14 protein-coding genes are annotated in these 19,304 nt (G+C 64.7%); 8 read left to right on the forward strand and 6 right to left on the reverse strand.

Annotated elements, in window-relative coordinates; genetic code table 11:
• Nucleotides 1–73 precede the first annotated feature (73 nt).
• Nucleotides 74–1,042, forward strand: coding sequence for an alpha/beta fold hydrolase (locus F9929_RS07640; RefSeq protein WP_152045964.1), 969 nt, complete (start codon nt 74–76; stop codon nt 1,040–1,042).
• Between the two features lie 29 nt (nt 1,043–1,071).
• Here the strand turns inward: F9929_RS07640 and F9929_RS07645 are convergent, their stop codons facing one another.
• From F9929_RS07645 to F9929_RS07655, 3 genes are all read right to left on the reverse strand, one after another.
• Complete coding sequence (locus tag F9929_RS07645) at nt 1,072–1,947, reverse strand: COG3904 family protein (protein WP_152045965.1); 876 nt, start codon at nt 1,945–1,947, stop codon at nt 1,072–1,074.
• A 13-nt stretch (nt 1,948–1,960) separates the two neighbouring features.
• Nucleotides 1,961–3,232: a hypothetical protein gene (locus F9929_RS07650; protein WP_152045966.1), complete on the reverse strand. Its 1,272-nt coding sequence runs from the start codon at nt 3,230–3,232 to the stop codon at nt 1,961–1,963.
• Nucleotides 3,233–3,393: 161 nt separating this feature from the next.
• A complete protein-coding gene (locus F9929_RS07655; protein ID WP_152045967.1) occupies nt 3,394–4,029 on the reverse strand; it encodes a TetR family transcriptional regulator in 636 nt (211 codons plus the stop codon).
• An 83-nt stretch (nt 4,030–4,112) separates the two neighbouring features.
• On the opposite strand from F9929_RS07655, the gene F9929_RS07660 reads away from it, so the two are divergent.
• The 4 genes from F9929_RS07660 to F9929_RS07675 all read left to right on the forward strand — a co-directional run bounded on the left by F9929_RS07660 (nt 4,113) and on the right by F9929_RS07675 (nt 11,624).
• Entirely contained in the window at nt 4,113–5,606 is a 1,494-nt protein-coding gene (locus F9929_RS07660) for an efflux RND transporter periplasmic adaptor subunit (protein ID WP_152045968.1), read from the forward strand.
• A 23-nt stretch (nt 5,607–5,629) separates the two neighbouring features.
• Nucleotides 5,630–8,767, forward strand: coding sequence for an efflux RND transporter permease subunit (locus F9929_RS07665; RefSeq protein ID WP_152046187.1), 3,138 nt, complete (start codon nt 5,630–5,632; stop codon nt 8,765–8,767).
• Nucleotides 8,768–8,996: 229 nt separating this feature from the next.
• Nucleotides 8,997–10,901, forward strand: a complete 1,905-nt coding sequence (locus F9929_RS07670; RefSeq protein ID WP_152045969.1) for a potassium transporter Kup — start codon at nt 8,997–8,999, stop codon at nt 10,899–10,901.
• A gap of 87 nt (nt 10,902–10,988) precedes the next feature.
• A complete protein-coding gene (locus tag F9929_RS07675; protein ID WP_210251314.1) occupies nt 10,989–11,624 on the forward strand; it encodes an exopolysaccharide biosynthesis protein in 636 nt (211 codons plus the stop codon).
• On the opposite strand, the gene F9929_RS07680 is transcribed toward F9929_RS07675, so the two are convergent.
• Nucleotides 11,577–12,053, reverse strand: a complete 477-nt coding sequence (locus F9929_RS07680; protein ID WP_152045971.1) for an NUDIX hydrolase — start codon at nt 12,051–12,053, stop codon at nt 11,577–11,579. The genes F9929_RS07675 and F9929_RS07680 overlap by 48 nt on opposite strands.
• A gap of 193 nt (nt 12,054–12,246) precedes the next feature.
• Here F9929_RS07680 and F9929_RS07685 point away from each other — a divergent pair, with 193 nt between their 5' ends.
• The gene (locus F9929_RS07685) at nt 12,247–13,029 is read left to right on the forward strand and encodes a DUF2076 domain-containing protein (RefSeq protein ID WP_152045972.1); all 783 of its coding nucleotides are present in this window, start codon (nt 12,247–12,249) and stop codon (nt 13,027–13,029) included.
• 31 nt (nt 13,030–13,060) lie between these two features.
• On the opposite strand, the gene metH is transcribed toward F9929_RS07685, so the two are convergent.
• On the reverse strand, nt 13,061–16,825 hold the full coding sequence (metH, locus tag F9929_RS07690) for a methionine synthase (protein ID WP_152045973.1): 3,765 nt from the start codon (nt 16,823–16,825) through the stop codon (nt 13,061–13,063).
• Nucleotides 16,826–16,953: 128 nt separating this feature from the next.
• On the opposite strand from metH, the gene F9929_RS07695 reads away from it, so the two are divergent.
• The gene (locus tag F9929_RS07695) at nt 16,954–17,547 is read left to right on the forward strand and encodes a DNA-3-methyladenine glycosylase (protein WP_152045974.1); all 594 of its coding nucleotides are present in this window, start codon (nt 16,954–16,956) and stop codon (nt 17,545–17,547) included.
• Here the strand turns inward: F9929_RS07695 and F9929_RS07700 are convergent.
• Complete coding sequence (locus F9929_RS07700; protein WP_152045975.1) at nt 17,525–17,755, reverse strand: hypothetical protein; 231 nt, start codon at nt 17,753–17,755, stop codon at nt 17,525–17,527. The genes F9929_RS07695 and F9929_RS07700 overlap by 23 nt on opposite strands.
• A 154-nt stretch (nt 17,756–17,909) precedes the next feature.
• Between F9929_RS07700 and F9929_RS07705 the strand changes: the two genes are divergently transcribed.
• Nucleotides 17,910–19,289, forward strand: coding sequence for an aspartate aminotransferase family protein (locus F9929_RS07705; protein WP_152045976.1), 1,380 nt, complete (start codon nt 17,910–17,912; stop codon nt 19,287–19,289).
• The last annotated feature ends 15 nt before the right edge of the window (nt 19,290–19,304 follow it).

Raw genomic sequence — 19,304 nt, forward strand, 5'->3', positions numbered from 1 at the left:
AGTCGCCGCCTCTTGGCAAGCGGTCGCGTCGCGTGATCTGATGCTGCGAACCGAGACCTGTCAGGATGCCCGCTTGTTCGATTCCCGCTTCAGCCTGGAAAGTCCGACCGGCGCCCTTCTGAACGTCCATCGGGCCGAGGCCAAAGGCCAGGACCATGGTGTGCTGCTCGTGTTTCACGGGCTCGCCGAACATGCCGCCCGATATGGTCGCTTCGCCGCCGAGATGGCGGCGCGCGGCTTTCACGTCTACGCGCACGACCATCGCGGCCATGGTTCGACTACGGCGGTGGATGCCCCCTTGCGCCGTTTCGCCAAGCATTCCGGGCCAGCCAAGGTGCTTGCCGATTGCCGCGCAGTGCTGGACGCAGCCCATCGCAGCCATCACGACCTGCCGGTGATCGTCTTCGGCCATTCCATGGGTGGGCATATCGCCTTGAACTTCGCATTGCGCCACGGCGGATCGCTTGCCGGGGTCGCCGTCTGGAATGCCGCCTTCGCCTTCGGCATCAAGGAGAAGCTCGGCCTTGCAGCCTTGAAGGCCGAGCGGGCGCTCAAGGGCTCCGACGTCGCGAGCGACTTCTTCGCGCGCGCGACCTTCGGTTCCTGGGCGCGCACGATCGAGAAGCGCCGCACCGATGCCGACTGGCTCAGCCATGACGAGGCGGCGGTGGCGGCCTATCTCGCCGATCCGCTTTGCGGCTGGACCCCGACCAACTCCATGGCGGTCGACCTCATGACGATGGTTCGCGACGCATCGGGCGAGAAGGCGTGGTCCGGCCTGCCGCCGGCACTTCCTTTCCACCTCGTCGGCGGCTCCGAAGACCCTGCGACACGCAGCGGCGAGGAGGTGGCATCGCTCGCCGGAGGACTTCGCCATGCGGGAAGCCGCGACGTGACCTTCCTTCTTCAGAAAGGCGCGCGGCACGAAACGCTGAACGAGATCGAGCCGATGAGGGAACCGGCGCTCCGCTCGTTCCAGACCTGGGCGGAGCGGGTCGCGACCGGCGCGCGTTCGGCGCATGGTCACGACATAGATGCCTGAGGCTTTTCCGCCTTACGGCACGGCGGCACTCAGCCCTGCGACACCGGCCCGGAGGGCATCGGCGGCCCCTGCAGGGGTTTCGTGGTGAGATTGGCTTGCCGCATTTCTTCCGGCGTCAGCACGTAGAGATCCTGCGGCGGGGTACGCATGGCTTTGATCCAGATGGCTGGCGCGACCCCCATCTCCACCAGGAGCTCCTGGCAACGCCCGACCGTCGCCTGGATGTCGGAAACCGAACGGTCGAGATCGCGCAGCTTCGGCACGCCCGGAATGTCGACGGCATAGACCTGATGAAGACCGACCCAGGCGTCCTGCCCCGCCGCGCGGCGGATGCCCCCGGCCAGAACCAGCGGACAAGCCGAGGCGCAATAGCCGTCCGCCGGCACCTGCGTTTCCAGGCGCTTCTCCCGCACGAGCCGCGCCATTTCCAACGCGTCCTCCACCGAGCCGCCGGGCGAATGGAGAACGAGCATCTTCGCGGCTTTTCCGTCGCCATCGAGAAAGGCGCGGAGCTTGGCGGCGGTGCCCATGTCGATCCGCCCGACCGCCGTCGCAACATCGCCTTCCGCGAGACGAAACTCCATCGGCCTTCCCATGGCCGCGCCCTCGACGGGCCCATCGTAACCGGGAAGACGCGGTTCACCCCGATTGGGGCCTACCGGAACTGTTTTAGGAAGAAACGGCCGTATCTGGTCGCCCGGCTTCGGTAATTCCAGCGGCATCGGCTCGGTACGCTCGACGCGGCTGGCATCGATATCGGACGCGGCGAGCCCGTAATAATCGAACCCGAGCACACTGAGCAACAGCGCGAGAAGCGCGTAGAACAAGCCGTTCAGTACTGTGCCTTCGGGAATGCGAAGGAACAATCGCTCGATCCAGCCGGGGGAATATTCGTCGCCGACCACGACACGCTCCATCCTATCGGGAAACGGTCTTGGGATAATGGGCGGGCGGGTCGTTCTGCTGGACCACGTCCTCCCGCGTCGCGACGATCAAATCGGTTTCGTCTTCCGTCATACGCAGTTGGCGCTGAATCTTCAAAGCCCGCATCAAATCGGCGGTGCTCATCTCGGCGATCTCCGCTTCCGTACCCTCTTCGCGGCGGATGACATCCTGAACGATGCAGAGAATGAAGATCAGAACGCCCGGCAGGAGATCGATGGCGATGGCGCCGGCCCAGGAGGGCATGAAGTCGCCAGCATAGCGGATCACGGCTTCGGGTGCGGACAGGGGCGTGAAGCGCAACGGCTGCACGACGGGACGCGCCAGGATCTCGTCGGCGGCCGTGGCGAGTTGCTCGCTCTGCGCCTTCACCGCAGCCTCGACCTTGCCGACGACCTCGCTCTGACGCGTCTGGAGATTGGCGTCGCCGCCATCCGCCACGGGCGCGATGAGGCTCTTGCCGAGATCCTCGGCCGCGCGCTTTACGGAAGGAGCGACGGAGGTCTGTTGAAGCGCGGTGATGAGGCCCGACAGCTTCACCGCTTCCTCGGCATAGGCGTTGGAGCGCTCGGCGACGGGGCCGGCGGAAGACACGAGTTCGCGCATGGTGGCCAGACGCTTCGAGCCGTCCGCGAAGATCGCGTCCACCGCCTGCCGCGATGCAACGATCTCCTGTTGCAAGCCGCCGAGTTGCGCCGACATCTGCGACAGAAGCTGCACCACGGTGCCGGAACCGGACGTGCCGGTCAGCGCGCCGGACTGGCGCTCCACATCGGCGAGGCTGGCGAAACGCTGCGAGGCGAGCTGGATGTCGGGAAGAAGGCTCTGGGCGGCGAGCGCGTTCTCGTTCGCGGCGTTGAAGCGCGCCTGATAATCTTCCGTGGTGTTGGCGAGATGCTGTTCCAGCGCCGCCGAGCCGGCAAGCGCGGAAGCGTTCAGCCACGAGGACATGGCGAGGATCATCGCCGCGCCGAGCGCCATCGCGACGTAAAGGAGACCTCGGCCGCCGCGCACATGCGGCATCAAGCGCAGGAGATAGGACCAGAAGGCATAGATGCCGACGGAAACGGCGGTGGAATAGATCACCGCGCCGAGAAACACCGTGGTCGCCGATCCGTCGAGAAGTTCACGAACCCCGAGATAGGTGAAGACGCCGCTGCCGAGCGCCAGAACGGACAGGGTGACGCGAGTCGTCACTTCCAGCCGGTTGATCTGGCCGCGCAGCAGATAGGATTGCGATTTCGACATGGTGGCCCCTGACGGTTCGGTCGAGAAGCCCATGCCGACCGATTCGGATTATTCCTCGTGTTAACGGGATATTAAGGCAGCGAAACGGCCACCGGAAGCGCGCCACGCCCTATCGCCGGCGCGAATCGATGAAGATGCTGAACGCTGCTTTTCGCGCGCCCTCAGTTAGAGACCGCTTCAGGCAGATCGCAGCGAAACGAGCCGAAGATGCTGTCCAGCAGCACCGAGACCACCGGCAGAAGGTCGAAATCGCGCCCGCGCCGAATCCAGTCGGACAAGGCCCCGACCATCGCGCAGCGCAGGATCGCGGCGGCAAGGTCCGGCGTCCAGCCCTTTCCCATGCCCCCTTCTTCCGCGATGCGGGACAAGGCATCCACCAGCGCCTCGGAGAACGTATCCTCCACGTCGCGGCGGCGCTGCATGACGGCGTCCATCTCGCCGACATATTCGCAGCGGAACATCAGGATTTCGTGAACCCGCTGCGCGTGGGGGTCGGCGATGAAACGCTGCACCAATTCGACGTTCAGCGCCTTCAAACCGTCCAGCGTATCGCCGCTTTCGCCCTCCGCGCGTTCGCGGAAGAACGCTTCCTCGGGCAGCGTCACCCGGTCGCTCATCGCCTCGAACAAAGCGAGTTTGCCCGCGAAATGCCAGTAGATCGCGCCCCTCGTCACGCTGGCCTCGGACGCTATCTCCGCCAGCGACGTGTTGGCGACGCCTTGGCGGTGAAAGACCCGCTCGGCGGCGTCCAGAATCGTCGCTCGCGTTTCGAGAGCGTCCTTTTTTGTGCGCCTCACTTTTTCCGCCCCTGTTTACATCCAGTCATGAATGTATGTATGCGGCATTGCAATAAGCCAACCTAACCCGGATCGGTTTTTCGATGAGTTTCGGTCGAGGCATTTCAATCGCCCTGTTGGCCGGCCTTCTGGCGTCCGGAACGGCGCTTGCGCAGGAAAGCGGTGGCGGCGGCGAAAAGGGTTCCGGCGAAGGCGGCAGTCAGAACGCCGCCGGCCAGGCCGGCGGCGCTCATGAAACACCGCCCCCGGCCGTGACGGTCGCGACGGTGGAAGGCCGCACCATTCCGATCACCTACGAATATGCGGCGCGCGTCGCTGCGTCGCGTGAGGTCGAAGTGCGGGCGCGGGTCGCCGGCATTATTCTCCAGCGCACCTTCGAGGAAGGCTCGCGCGTCGCGCAGAACCAGGTGCTTTTCCGCATCGACCCGCGCGAATATCAGGCCGCCGTGGAGCAGGCCAAGGCCACCGTGCAGCAGGCCGAAGCGCAGCTCACCAATGCGCGGCGAACCGAGGAGCGCCAGCGCTCGCTGGTGCAATCGGGCGCAACCAGCACCGCGACGCTGGACGATGCCGTGGCAAACCGTCAGCTCGCGGAAGCCCAGCTCGCTTCGGCGAACGCGCAGCTCTACACGGCCAACCTGTCCCTCACCTACGCCACCGTCAACGCGCCGGTGGGCGGAATCACGAGCCTCGAACAGGTGCCGGAAGGCAGCCTCGTCAGCGTCAACGATCTTCTGACGCGCATCAGCCAGCTCGATCCGATCTACGTGAACTTCTCGGCCTCCGACACGGAGGCGGTGCAGATCCGCCGCTTGATCGAAAGCGGCGCGGCCTATGGCGCGGGCACCGGGCTTTCCGCCGAGGTCATCTTCGGCGACGGCAGCACCTACAACAAGACCGGCACGATCGACTTCACTTCCTCCACCATCGACACCAATACCGGCACGATCTCGTCGCGCGCCGTGTTCGAGAACGGCGAGCAGCGTCTGCTTCCGGGCCAGTTCGTGCGCATCTCGATCAAGGGCCTGTCGCTGGAAAACGGCATCGAGGTGCCGGCAACGGCCTTGATGCAGAATCCGCAGGGCCAGTTCGTCTTCACGCTCGACCAGAACAACGTCGCGCAGGTTCGCCCGATCACCGTCGGGCGCGAATTGAACGAGCGCATCATCGTGTCCTCGGGCCTGAAATCGGGCGACCGGATCGTGACGGAAGGCGTCGTGAAGGTTCGCCCCGGCGCGCCCGTGAACCCGACCGGTGCGCAACCGGATGCGGCCGGCTCGGCCGGATCGGCGCAGACCGGCAACGCGCAGCCGGCGCCTGGGCAAGCGCGCGCCACGAATGCCGGCGCCCCCAGCGGCACCGGTGGGGCGCAGGGCGCCAACCAGCCGACCGGCCAAGGAGACGCGGCGCCGACGCCCGCCGGCGACAGCGCGACCGGCAACCAGCTCGGCAGCGGCGTTCAGGCACGGGGCGAAGCACAAGGCCAGGGCGGCGGCCCGGTGGACAACACGCCGAGCGGCGCGAACAACGACAACGTGAAGGCCGGACAAGCCGGCAGCGCGGGGGCCGGCCAATGAAGTCGCCCTTCGGCTCGACGAAGATCCGCTACTTCTTCGTCCGTCGCCCGATCTTCGCGATGGTGATCTCCATCGTGATCACCATCGCCGGCGCGGCCGGCATGCTGAACCTGCCGATCGAGCAGTATCCGCAGCTCGTGCCGCCGGAAGTCGTGATCAACGCCTCCTATCCGGGAGCCAGCGCCGAAACGCTGGCCCAGACCGTCGCCGCCACCATCGAGGAGGAGGTGAACGGCGTCCAGAACATGCTCTACATGAGCTCGACCAACTCGGCGTCGGGCACGACGCAGATCACCGTCACCTTCCAAACGGGCACCGACCCCGATCAGGCGACGATCGACGTCAACAACCGCGTCCAGCAAGCCATCTCGCGTCTGCCGAGCGAGGTGCAGCGTCTCGGCGTGACGGTGGACAAGCGCTCGTCGTCGATCCTGGCCGTCGCAACCATGACGTCCTCCGATCCGCGCTACGACGCGACCTATGTTTCGAACTACGCGCTTCTCTACGTCATCGACCAGATCAAGCGCATTCCCGGCATCGGCGACGCGCAACTCTTCGGGCAGCGCGATTATTCCATGCGCGTCTGGCTGCGCCCGGATGCGCTGGCGCAATACAACCTGACCCCAGCCGACGTACAGGCGGCCATCCAGGAGCAGAACGCGCAGTTCGCCGCCGGGCAGTTCGGCGCCGAGCCCAACAACGACCAACTCGCCTTCACCTATTCGGTGACCACCGTCGGCCGTTTGCCGGACGCCAGCGCCTTCGAGAACATCATCCTGAAATCCGACGGCTCCAACGCCGCGACGCTGCGCTTGAAAGACGTGGCGCGGGTGGAGCTTGGAGCGCAGGACTACGGCTTCAACGCCACCTATAACGGTCAGGCCACCGTTCCGATCGGCTTCTATCTGCAGCCGGGCGCGAACGCCCTGCAAACGCTTCAATCCATCCGCTCGACCATGGACGAGCTGCAGAAGACCTTTCCGCAGGGCATCACCTACGCCATTCCCTACGACACGACGAAGTTCATCGTGGCTTCCGTCGAGGAGGTGGTGATCACCTTCATCGAGGCCATCATCCTCGTCATCATCGTCGTCTACGTCTTCCTCCAGAAGTTCCGCGCGACGCTGATCCCGATCATTGCGGTGCCCGTATCGATCATCGGCACCTTCGGCCTCCTGCTCGTTCTCGGCTTTTCCATCAATCTTCTGACGCTCTTCGCCCTCGTTCTTTCCATCGGCATCGTGGTGGACGACGCGATCGTGGTTCTGGAAAACACCGAGCGCATCATGGAGGAGGAAGGCCTGTCGCCGCCCGACGCGGCCACCAAGGCCATGCAGGAAGTGGCCGAACCCGTGATCGCCATCGTGCTGACGCTCTGCGCGGTGTTCGTGCCGGTCGCCTTCCTCGGTGGTCTGGCGGGCGTGATGTATCGCCAGTTCGCGGTCACCATCGCCGTGTCGGTCACCATTTCCGGCATCGTCGCCTTGACGCTGACGCCCGCCCTTTGCGCGCTGATCCTGAAACCCAGCCGGAAGAAGCCCCTCCTGCCCTTCCGCCTGTTCAACCGGGGCTTCGAGAAGCTGACGAACGGCTATGTCGCGGGCGTCAGGTTCTTTCTGCGCCATGCCGTGATCGGCCTTGTCGTCTTCGCCGCGATCACCGGCGGCGCGGCTTGGTTCTTCTATTCCATTCCGGGCTCGCTGGTGCCAGAGGAAGACCAAGGCTCCAACTTCGCCGTCGGTATCCTGCCGCCCGCTTCCTCCTTGTCGCGCACAACGGAGGTGATGGCTGAGGTCAGCGAGAACGCGCGTAAGAACCCGGCCGTTCAGGACGTCGTGGCCTTTGCCGGCTTCGACCTTCTGGCCGCCACCCAGCGCACCAGCGCCGGCACCGCCTTCGTGACGCTGAAGGACTGGTCCGACCGCGACGCGGACGGGCGTGAAACGCCGATGCAGTTGATGGGCGCCAATGCCGGCATCAAGGACGGCATGGTTCTGGCCTTCAACCAGCCGCCGATCCAGGGCCTTTCCACCACCGGCGGCTTCGAGCTCTACGTGCAGGACCGCACCGGCTCGGGCGTCCAAGGCCTCGTCGACGCCACCAACAAGCTGATCACGGAGGCAGGCAAGCAGCCCGAACTCGCCAACCTGCGCACGACCTTCTCGCCGAACGTTCCGCAATACAAAATCGATGTCGACCGCGAAAAGGCGAAAGCGCTCGGTGTGCCCATCACCGACATCTTCTCCACGATGCAGGCGACCTTCGGCAGTCTCTACGTCAACGACTTCACGCTTCTCGGGCGCAACTATCGCGTCAGCCTGCAATCGGAAGCGACCTTCCGCGAGAAGCCTGAAGACCTGAAGTTCGTCTACGTGAAGTCGTCCAACGGCGCGATGATCCCCCTCGACACCTTATTGAAGGTCGAGCGGATCGTCGGCCCGGACCTGATCGAGCGCTTCAACGTCTTCACCGCCGCCAAGGTCACCGGCGATCCGGCGCCCGGCTTCTCATCCGGTCAGGCCCTTCAGGCGATGCAGCGTGCGTCCACCGCCCTGCCCGAAGGCTTCGGCATCGAATGGACGGGCTCGGCCTATCAGGAACTCGCCACCGGCGGCACCGGCGCGATCGCCATCGGCTTCGGCATCGTCATGGTGTTCCTGATCCTCGCCGCGCAGTTCGAACGCTGGTCCCTGCCGCTGGCGGTGATTCTCGCGGTGCCCTTCGCCATGTTCGGCGCGCTCCTCGCCATCAAGCTGCGCGGTCTCGAAAACGACGTGTACTTCCAGATCGGTCTCGTCACGCTCGTCGGCCTTGCCGCGAAGAACGCCATCCTGATCGTGGAGTTCATCGTGATGAAACGCGAAGAAGGTCTCAGCACCTTCGACGCCGCCATCGAAGGGGCGCGGCTGCGCTTCCGCCCGATCATCATGACGTCGCTGGCCTTCATCTTCGGCGTCGTGCCCTTGGCGATCTCGTCCGGCGCGGGTTCGGCGAGCCGGCATTCCATCGGCACCGGCGTCATCGGCGGCATGATTCTGGCCACCTTCGTCGCCATCTTCTTCATCCCGATGTTCTTCAAGCTTCTGACGCGCGAGCGAAAGCCGGAGGAGAAGGCGGAGAAGGACGAGGGAAATCCGGAACCCGCCCCTGCAAACGCCTGATCCCAAACCGCACCGAGCCGCGCCCAAAAGGCGCGGTTCGGCTTATTCGAGGCTTCCACGAGCCTTTTTTGCACTGCAAAAGGGCCGGCCCGGTTGCATTAGCCGCCGATTTCCTATTCCAAGCGCCCGGCACCAACGCACCGCTCGCCAGCGGCGCGGGTATGATGCTATCGCAAGGTAGCGCAACGGTTCATCCATCTGGCTGGCCGACGCGTCCCGGAGAAGCTGATTGGCAGTCGATACGGACCAACCGAATCTGGCTCAGGAGCGAGGTCATGGTCATGACCAATCCGGCTTCTGGAAGCTTCTGCTCGGCTGCATCGGCGTCGTCTACGGCGACATCGGCACGAGTCCGCTCTACGCCCTGCGCGAAGCCGTCGTCCATTCGGCGGAAGGTGGCCTTCTCGACAGCGAAGTGATCGGCGTCGTTTCGCTGCTCTTCTGGGCGCTGACGCTGATCGTTACCGTCAAATACGTGCTTCTGATCCTGCAGGCCGACAACAACGGCGAAGGCGGCACCCTGTCCCTCCTGGCGCTCGTGCAGCGGGCCCTGGGGCGCCGGACGTTCCTCGCCTTCATCGGCATCGTCGGCGCCTCGCTCTTCTACGGCGACGCGGTGATCACACCGGCCATCTCCGTGCTTTCGGCCATCGAGGGTTTGAAGCTCGTCACGCCGGCGTTCGACGGCTGGATTCTGCCGATCACCATCGCGATTCTGTGCGTCCTCTTCGCCGTGCAGAACCGGGGCACGGGACGCATCGCCGTGTTCTTCGGCCCGATCACCATCGTCTGGTTCGTGGTGATCGGCGTTCTCGGCCTTCTCCATATCGGCGACAGGCCGGATATCCTCCAGGCGCTGAACCCCGTCAACGCTGTGGTCTTCCTGATCCACGAGGGCTTCCTCGCGCTGATCGTGCTGGGTTCGGTGTTCCTCGCCATCACGGGTGCCGAAGCGCTCTACGCGGATATGGGGCATTTCGGCCGCAAGCCGATCCGCGTGGCCTGGATCGTCCTCGTCTTCCCGGCCCTTGCCCTCAACTATCTCGGCCAGGGCGCGCTAATTCTTTCCGACAAGGCGACGGTCGACAACCCGTTCTTCCTGCTCGCGCCCGAATGGTTCCGCCTGCCGCTGGTGATCCTCGCCACCATGGCCACCGTGATCGCCAGTCAGGCCGTCATCACCGGCGCCTTTTCCCTGACGCAGCAGGCCGTCCAGCTCGGCCTCGTGCCGCGGATGGAAATCCTCCACACCTCCGAAGAGCAGTTCGGCCAGATCTACATGCCGAAGGTGAACCTTCTCCTGTTCATCGGCGTGATGGTGCTCGTTTTGGTCTTCCAGACGTCGGGGAAGCTCGCCAGCGCCTACGGCATCGCCGTCACCGGCAACATGATCGGCACCTCGCTCCTCGCCTTCCTCCTGTTCTGGAAATACTGGAAGTGGTCGCCGATCCTGTCGGCGCTGGTTGTCATCCCCTTCATCACGGTCGAGTCCATCTTCCTCGGCTCGAATCTTCTGAAGGTGCTCGACGGCGGCTACGCGCCGCTCGGCATGGCGCTCGTCCTCACCGTGATCATGTGGACATGGATGCGCGGCACGCGGATCGTCTACGCGAAGGCGCGGCGCGAAAGCATCGCCTTGAACGACCTGACCCACATGCTTGAGCGCTCACAGCCGATGCGCGCGCGCGGCACGGCGGTTTTCCTCACCTCCGACACGCAAATGGCGCCCAGCGCGCTGATGCACAATCTGAAGCACAACGGCGTCCTCCACGAGCGCAACATCATTCTGACCATCATCGTGGAGAACAGTCCCCGCGTCGCGCTGGAGGACCGCGTTCGCATCGAGCCGGCGTCGGAGCTCTTCACGCGGGTCTTCCTGACCTTCGGCTACATGGAGGAGCCCAACGTCCCGAAGGCGCTTTCTCTCGCCAAGAAAAAGGGACTGAAGTTCGAGATCATGTCGACCTCGTTCTTCTTGTCACGCCGTGTCTTCCGCGCGACCGCCAATGTCGGAATGCCGCAATGGCAGGATCGTCTTTATATTTCCATGGCGATCTCGGCGGCCGACACTTCGAACTACTATTGCCTGCCTACCAATCGTGTCGTGGAGATGGGTCAGCAGTTCACGATCTGATGATCACACCTGACATAAGATCGTACTGGGTATGTTGTTTACCATCCACATGGTAACCAAGCCGGGAGCCGGGCATTGGAAGGCATGATGGACGACGAGACGCGCATACAAACGCTCCCGCCCAAACGCAGGCTCGCCGACATTCTCGCCGATCTCGCCGCCGATCCGTCACGGGAGCGGATTTCGATCGCCGATCTCGTCCTGACCCTGGAAGACCGCGCCTTCGGTGCGCTGATGCTGATTTTCGCGATCCCGAACGCCATCCCGACGCCGCCCGGCACCTCTGCCATTCTGGGCGCGCCGCTGGTGTTTCTCGCCGCTCAGTTGACGTTCGGACGAAAGCCGTGGCTGCCGGCGGTGATCGCCAACCGGTCGGTGCTGCGCGCCGATTTCGCCAAGATGGTGGAAAAGATCACGCCCTGGATCGTGCGCGCCGAGCGGTTGCTGAAGCCGCGCCTCGTGACGCTCACCCAGCCGCCGGCGGAATATGTCATCGGGGCCTGCTGCCTCCTGATGGCGACGATCCTGTTTCTGCCGATCCCGCTCGGCAACATGCTGCCGGCGATCGCGATCAGCGTCTTCTCCCTCGCGCTTTTGGAGCGCGACGGCATCTGGGTGATGATCGGAGGCGTTCTATCGGTGATCTCGACGGTGGTGGTGTCCGGCGTCGTGCTTCTAGCGGTGAAGGCTATCCTGCTCTTCATCGACAAGCTTCTTGCCTGACTTCACGCCATTCGGCCGATAGTTGCGAAGGATGTCCTTCAGTTCCGGTTCGGAAACGAGTTCGGCCGCCTCGTCCGGCTTGAACCATTGCCGCCGCCTTTGCAGGGCCTCGCGCCAGTTCTCTTCCAGCCGCTCGACATTGAGCGGGAAGACGTGGACCTTGCAGCGCACGGAACTGCCGTCGTCGGCGATCTTGTCGTATTCGAACGTGCCGATGGGCTTGCGCTTGGCCTTGCCGATCACGCCGGCTTCCTCGAAAGCTTCGCGCGCCGCGGCCTTGTGCGGTTGCAGGAAGCGCATGGGCCAGCCCTTCGGCACGATCCATCGACCCGTCCCCCGCGTGGTGACGAGCAAGATGCGCAGCTTCCCGTGATGGTCGATATCGTAAGGAAGCGCGCCGTATTGGGTGTTGCGCTTCCTGTCGGACATCGGCTCTCCAATCGGCTGGGTATGTTCTCAATATAAGTACGTGGGCGACTTCGACCTATCCTGGATGCGACGCTTTCACCCATCTATTTGTCAGGTCGGCAAAAATTAGCGTGCCCGGCTGGCCTGGGACTATCGCTCACCCCATCTCGTCATCGCTTCGCTCGCAAGAGGCGATGGTTGAATGGAGGTTTCGATGGATACTCGGGACCGTGACGCGATTTCGGGTCTTTTCAGCAAACTGCGCGAGGTCGAGCGACAGGCCGGACCGCGCGACGCCGAGGCCGAACGGCTGATCACGGAGGAAAGCCAGCGGCTGCAGGGCGCGCCCTACTACATGGCGCAGACGATCGTCATGCAGGACATGGCGTTGAACGCCAAGAAGGGGGAAGTGGACGAGTTGAAGCGTCGCCTCGCCGAGAGCGCCGCGCAGCCCGAGCGGCCGGCGGAAGGAGGCGGCTTCCTTTCGCGGGTGTTCGGCAACGGCCCCTCGCCGTCGACGCCCCAGCCGCAGCGCCCGGCCGCCGGCCCGTGGGGCGCGGCCTACGGCAACCGGCAGTCCGCGCCGCAATATGCCGAGCCGCCGACGCAATACGCGCCGCCTCCCCCGCAATATGCGCAAGCCCCGCAGCAGTATGCCCCGCAGGGCGGCGGGTTCGGGCGCGGCATGGGCGGTGGAGGCGGATTCCTGGCGGGCGCGGCGCAGACGGCGATGGGCGTCGCCGGCGGTGTCGTTCTCGGCAACGCCATCGGGTCGTTCTTCGGCGGTCACCATGGCGGGCTTTTCGGCGGCGGCGACCAGCCGACCGAGATCGTCAACGAGACCACCAACATCTACGAAGGCGCGCCGGAGAACGATGTCCGCGAGGCTTCCGACGGCGGCTCCTATGCCGACGACGACAGCCAGGACGATGGCTATCAGGACGCGTCCTACGACGACGGCGGGGACTTCTCCGACGACGGGTCCGACCAGATCTGAGAGTGCATGACGGTTTGGCGCGGCGGAGTTCTCACTCCGCCGCTTCGGCGATCGGCACATAGTTGAGGATGGGGCCGAGCCAGCGCTCGACCTCCGCAACGTTCATGCCCTTGCGCGCGGCATAGTCCTCGACCTGATCGCGCTCGACCTTGGCCACCCCGAAATAATAGCTCTGCGGGTGACCGATATAGATGCCGGACACGGACGAGCCCGGCCACATGGCATAGCTTTCCGTCAGTTGGACGCCGATGCGCTCCTCGGCTTCGAGCAAGCGGAACAGGGTCTTCTTCTCGGTATGGTCGGGCTGCGCGGGGTAGCCGGGGGCGGGGCGAATGCCGTCATACTTCTCGGCGACGAGTTCCTCGGGCGAGGCAGTCTCGTTCGCGGCATAGCCCCAGAACTCGCGCCGCACCCGCTCGTGCATCTCTTCGGCGAAGGCTTCCGCGAAGCGGTCGGCGAGCGCCTTCACCATGATGGAGGCGTAATCGTCGTTCGCGCGCGCGAAGCGTGCCGAGATGCCCTCCTCCTCGATCCCAGCCGTCACCACGAAGCCACCGACATAATCACCGACGCCTTGCGCGCGCGGCGCGACGAAATCGGCGAGCGCCAGATTGGCGTGGTTCTCGCCGCGCTTCGAAAGCTGCTGGCGAAGCGTGAAGAAGGTCGCGAGTTCCGTTGTCCGGCTGTCGTCGGTGTAGAGCTTGATGTCGTCGCCTTCCGCGTTGGCCGGCCAGAAGCCGATCACCGCCTTCGGGGCGAACCACTTCTCTTCCACGATCTGGCGCAGCATGTTCTGCGCGTCGTCGAAGAGCTGGCGCGCGGCCACTCCCTGGCGCTCGTCGTCCAGAAGCTGCGGATAGCGACCCTTCATCTCCCAGGTCTGGAAGAAGGGCGTCCAGTCGATGTAGGAGACCAAGCGCTCAAGATCGTAGGTCTTGAAGACGCGGGTGCCGAGGAAGCTCGGGCGCGTCGGCTGGTAGGAAGCCCAATCGAGGCGCAGCGCATTCTCGCGGGCGCGGGCGAGCGGCAGACGCTTCTTCTCCGCTTCCGAACGCGCATGGTTGGCGGCGACCCTGGCATATTCCTGGCGGATCGAAGCGATGTAGTCGTCGCGCACCGTTTCGGACAGAAGGTTCGACACGACGCCCACGGCGCGGCTCGCATCCGTCACATAGACGGTCTGGCCGGCGCGGTAGTTGGGATCGATCTTCACCGCCGTATGAACACGGCTCGTCGTCGCCCCGCCGATCAGAAGCGGAATGTCGAGCCCTTCGCGCTCCATCTCGGCCGCGACATGCACCATCTCGTCCAGCGAAGGCGTGATGAGGCCGCTGAGACCGATCACGTCGACGCCATGCTTTTTGGCCTCTTCCAGAATCCTCGCGGAGGGCACCATCACGCCGAGATCCACGATCTCGTAGTTGTTGCAGGCTAGAACGACGCCGACGATGTTCTTGCCGATGTCGTGGACATCGCCCTTCACCGTCGCCATCAGAATCTTGCCGGCCGCCTTGCGCGTGCCCCCCTCGGCAGCCTTCTCCTCCTCCATGAAGGGCAGAAGATAGGCCACCGCCTGTTTCATCACGCGCGCCGACTTCACCACCTGCGGCAGGAACATCTTGCCCGCGCCGAACAGGTCGCCGACGACGTTCATGCCGTCCATCAGCGGGCCTTCGATGACGTGGAGCGGGCGCTCGGCCGCCGCCCGCGCTTCCTCGGTATCGGCCTCGATGAAATCCGTGATGCCGTTGACGAGGGCGTGGCTGAGGCGCTCGGCGACGGGCTTCTCGCGCCATGCGAGGTCCTGCGCTTTGGCTTCCCGCGCCCCCGTGCCCCGGAAGCGTTCCGCGATGGCGAGGAGCCGATCCGTGGCATCGTCGCGCCGGTTGAGAACGACGTCCTCGCAGGCTTCGCGCAGTTCCGCGTCGATGGCGTCGTAGACAGCGAGCTGGCCGGCATTGACGATGCCCATATCCATGCCCGCCTGGATGGCGTGGTACAGGAACACGGCGTGCATCGCCTCGCGCACCGGCTCGTTGCCGCGAAACGAGAAGGAGAGGTTGGAAACACCGCCGGAAATATGCGCGTGCGGCAGGGTTTCGCGGATCGTGCGCGTCGCCTCGATGAAGGCGGTGCCGTAGCCGTTATGCTCCTCGATGCCGGTGGCGACGGCGAAGACGTTCGGGTCGAAGACGATGTCCTCCGGCGGGAATCCGATCTTTTCCGTCAGGAGCTTGTAGGCCTTGGTGCAGATCTCGACCTTGCGCTCGAACGTATCGGCCTGCCCCGCCTCGTCGAAGGCCATCACGACCACGGCCGCGCCGTAGTCGCGCACGAGCCGGGCGGCTTTCAGGAAAGCCTCCTCGCCTTCCTTCATCGAGATGGAATTGACCAGCGGCTTGCCCTGGACGCATTTCAGGCCGGCCTCGATCACCTCGAACTTGGAGGAATCGATCATCACCGGCACGCGGGCGATGTCCGGCTCGGCGGCGACGAGGTTGAGGTAGTCGACCATCGCCTGTTTGGAGTCGATCAGGCCCTCGTCCATGTTGATGTCGATGACCTGCGCGCCGTTCTCCACCTGCTCGCGCGCCACCGAAAGCGCGGTCGGATAATCGCCGTTGGTGATGAGCTTGCGGAAGCGCGCCGAGCCGGTGACGTTGGTGCGCTCGCCGACATTCACGAATGGGATTTCCGGCGTCAGAACGAAGGGCTCCAGCCCCGACAAGCGCATCTGCGGCGCGATCCACGGAATGGCGCGCGGGGCCTTGCCGCGCACGGCGTCCGCGATGGCCGCGATATGAGCGGGCGTCGAGCCGCAGCAACCGCCGACGATGTTGATGAGACCCTCGTCGGCAAAGCCGGCGATCTGGCGCGCCATCGCTTCCGGCGTTTCGTCGTATTGGCCGAACTCGTTCGGCAGGCCGGCATTGGGATAGGCACAAACGAACGTATCGGCGACGCCCGAGATTTCCGCCAGATGGTCGCGCATGGCGGCTGCGCCCAGCGCGCAGTTGAGGCCGATGGTGAAGGGCTCGGCATGGCGCACCGAATGCCAGAAGGCGGTCGGCGTCTGGCCCGACAACGTGCGGCCGGAACGGTCGGTGATCGTGCCGGAGATCATGATCGGCAGGTCGATGCCCTTCTCGGCGAAGACCTCGCGCGAGGCGAAGATCGCCGCCTTGGCGTTCAGCGTATCGAAGATCGTCTCGATCAGGATGAGGTCCGCCCCGCCGTCGATGAGGCCCCTCACCTGTTCGGCATAGGCGATGCGCAACTCGTCGAAGCTGACGGCGCGAAAGCCCGGATTATTCACGTCCGGCGAGATGGAGGCCGTGCGGTTGGTGGGCCCCAGCGCCCCGGCGACGAAGCGGCGCTTGCCGTCTTCCTGTTCGGCGCGGATGCAGGCGCGGCGCACGAGGCGCGCGCCGTCGCGGTTCAACTCGTAGACTTGATCCTCCATCGCGTAATCGGCCTGCGCGATGGTGGTGGAGGAGAAGGTGTTGGTTTCGATGATGTCCGCGCCCGCCTTGGCATAGGCGTAGTGGATATCCTCGATGGCCTGCGGCTGCGTCAGGATCAGAAGATCGTTGTTGCCTTTCAGGTGGCATTCGCAGCCCTGAAAGCGGTCGCCGCGAAAGTGCTCCTCTTCCAGGCCGAGGCCCTGGATCTGCGTGCCCATCGCGCCGTCGAGGATGAGAATGCGTTCGGATGCCGCCTTCGCCAAAGCCTCGCGCGCGCTCAAACGGGCGTTCGCGCTGGAGGAACCGAAAAGGCTGTCGCTGATCTGGCTCATGACTTGGCTTCGCTCGATCCGTCCCGGCATGGGGTGAGGATATAAAGATGTCTTTATATGATGCACAGGCCGTGCCGCAAGCGGAGGCGATGGACTGCCGAAACCCGCAATAGCACTATTTCGGCCCGATGATCGAACGCGCCTTCTTCGAACGCCCCGCCGCCCTGGTGGCAAGAGACCTCATCGGCTGCACCTTCTTCGTGGACGGGGTCGGCGGCGTGATCGTGGAAACGGAGGCCTATGACGAGAAGGACCCCGCGTCCCACGCCTTCGGCGGCCCGCGCGGACGCAATCTCGCGATGTATGGGCCGGCCGGACATATCTATGTCTACCGCTCCTACGGCATCCACTGGTGCCTCAACTTCACCTGCGAGCCGGAAGGCTGCGGCGCGGGCGTCTTGATCCGCGCCATGGAGCCGACCGCCGGGATCGAGACGATGATCGCGCGGCGCGGCTTGCCGAACCCGCTGCAACTGACATCCGGCCCCGGCAAGGTCGGACAGGCGCTCGGCATCGACCTTTCCCATTACGGGCTGCCGTTGGACGCCCCACCCTTCGAGCTTCAACCGCGCGGCGCGGTGCCGCTCGTTTCCGTCGGCCCGCGCATCGGCATCTCGAAGGGCGTCGAAACGCCGTGGCGGTTCGGGCTTGCCGGCTCGCCTTACCTCAGCAAGCGCTTCACCGAACCGGCGCCACCGCTCAGCGACGCTTCAACGGGGTGATCCCGCCGCCATCGTCGTCGCGCCCGGAAGCGCCGGCTTCCTCGTCGGCAAGCGTGCTGGCGGCGGCTTCCGGGTGGTGGTCGGCGTCCGGCCCGCCGCGCGCATTGGCCAGCGTGTCGGAACTCTTGGGCGTCTTGCCACCCGGCGATACGCGCTCGTCCTCGTGCGAGGAGTTGGCGGAAACGGTGCGAATGGTATCGTCGGGCATGGGATATTCTCCTTGGCAGGCCTCCCAAGCCCAACGCCCACGCCACAAGATGGTTCGGCCCTGCGGCAGAAGGCAGCCGGCGGCTTTGCGCGGCGGCCAACGAGGGGATAGTGTTCCCGCCATCACGCGCCTCGAAAGCCGGAAGCCGTTCCCGATGTCCAATGCCCTGCCCAATTCGATGCATGCCCGCGACGTGGAATATCTCTTCCACGCCGTGACGAACGCCCGCCGCCATGAGGAGCGTGGACCGATCGTGATCGAGCGCGGCGACGGCATCCACGTCTTCGACGACGAGGGCAAAAGCTATATCGAGGCGATGGCCGGGCTTTGGAGCGTCGCAGTGGGCTTTGGCGAAAAGCGCCTCGCCGACGCCGCATACCGGCAGATGCAGCGCCTTCCCTATTACCATTCGTTCAGCCACAAATCGAACGAGCCGGCGATCATGCTGGCCGAGCGGTTGGTTCGCATGAGCCCGGCCAAGCTGACGAAGGCCTTCTTCGCCAATTCCGGTTCGGAAGCCAACGACACCGCCATCAAGATGGTCTGGTACTACAACAACGCCCTTGGCCGGCACGAGAAGAAGACCTTCATCGCCCGCCAGAACGCCTATCACGGCATTACGATCGCGTCCGGCTCGCTCACCGGCCTGCCCACCAACCACCGCGATTTCGACCTGCCGATCATCCCGGTCCGCCACGTCACCTGCCCGCACCATTATCGCAACGCCTTGCCCGGCGAGAGCGAAGAGGCCTTTTCGACGCGGCTTGCGGAAGAGCTGGAAAACCTCGTGATCGAGGCGGGCCCGGAAACGGTCGCGGCCTTTATCGGCGAGCCCTTGATGGGTGCGGGCGGCGTTCTGCCGCCGCCGGCCGGTTATTGGGAAAAGATCCAGGCCGTTTGCCGGAAATACGACATCCTGATCGTCGCGGACGAGGTCATCAACGGCTTCGGCCGTCTCGGCACCACCTTCGCCTGCGATTACTACGGCATCGAGCCGGACATCCTCGTTCTGTCGAAGCAGATCACCTCGTCCTACCAGCCGCTCGCCGCCGTTCTGATCTCGAACGAGATCTATCAGGTGATGGCCGACAACACGGCCAAGATCGGCACCTTCGGCCACGGCTTCACCGCCGGCGCCCATCCGGTCGCGACCGCCGTGGCGCTCGAGAATCTCGACATCATCGAAGAGAAAGGCCTCGTGGAAAACGCACGGGTCGTCGGCGAGGTCATGCAGCGCGAATTGCGCCGCCGCTTCGCCGATCATCCCCATGTCGGCGAAGTGCGCGGGGTCGGCTTGATCGCCGCCATCGAGCTTGTCGCCGACAAGGAAACCAAGCGCCGCTTCGATCCCGTCGGCAAGCTCGGCCTGTCGATCTTCGACGCCGGCCACGAGCATGGCGTCATCATCCGCGCCATCGGCGACCAGATCGCCTTTTGCCCGCCGCTGATCATCAGCGAAAGCGAAGTGATCGAAATGCTCGACCGCTTCGAGCGCGCCTTCGATCAGGCGATCGCGGCACTCCCGAAAGCCTGACGGGAAACGAGGCGG

Origin of the sequence: Aureimonas psammosilenae (genome assembly GCF_009176975.1) — a bacterium.
GTDB lineage: Bacteria > Pseudomonadota > Alphaproteobacteria > Rhizobiales > Rhizobiaceae > Plantimonas > Plantimonas psammosilenae.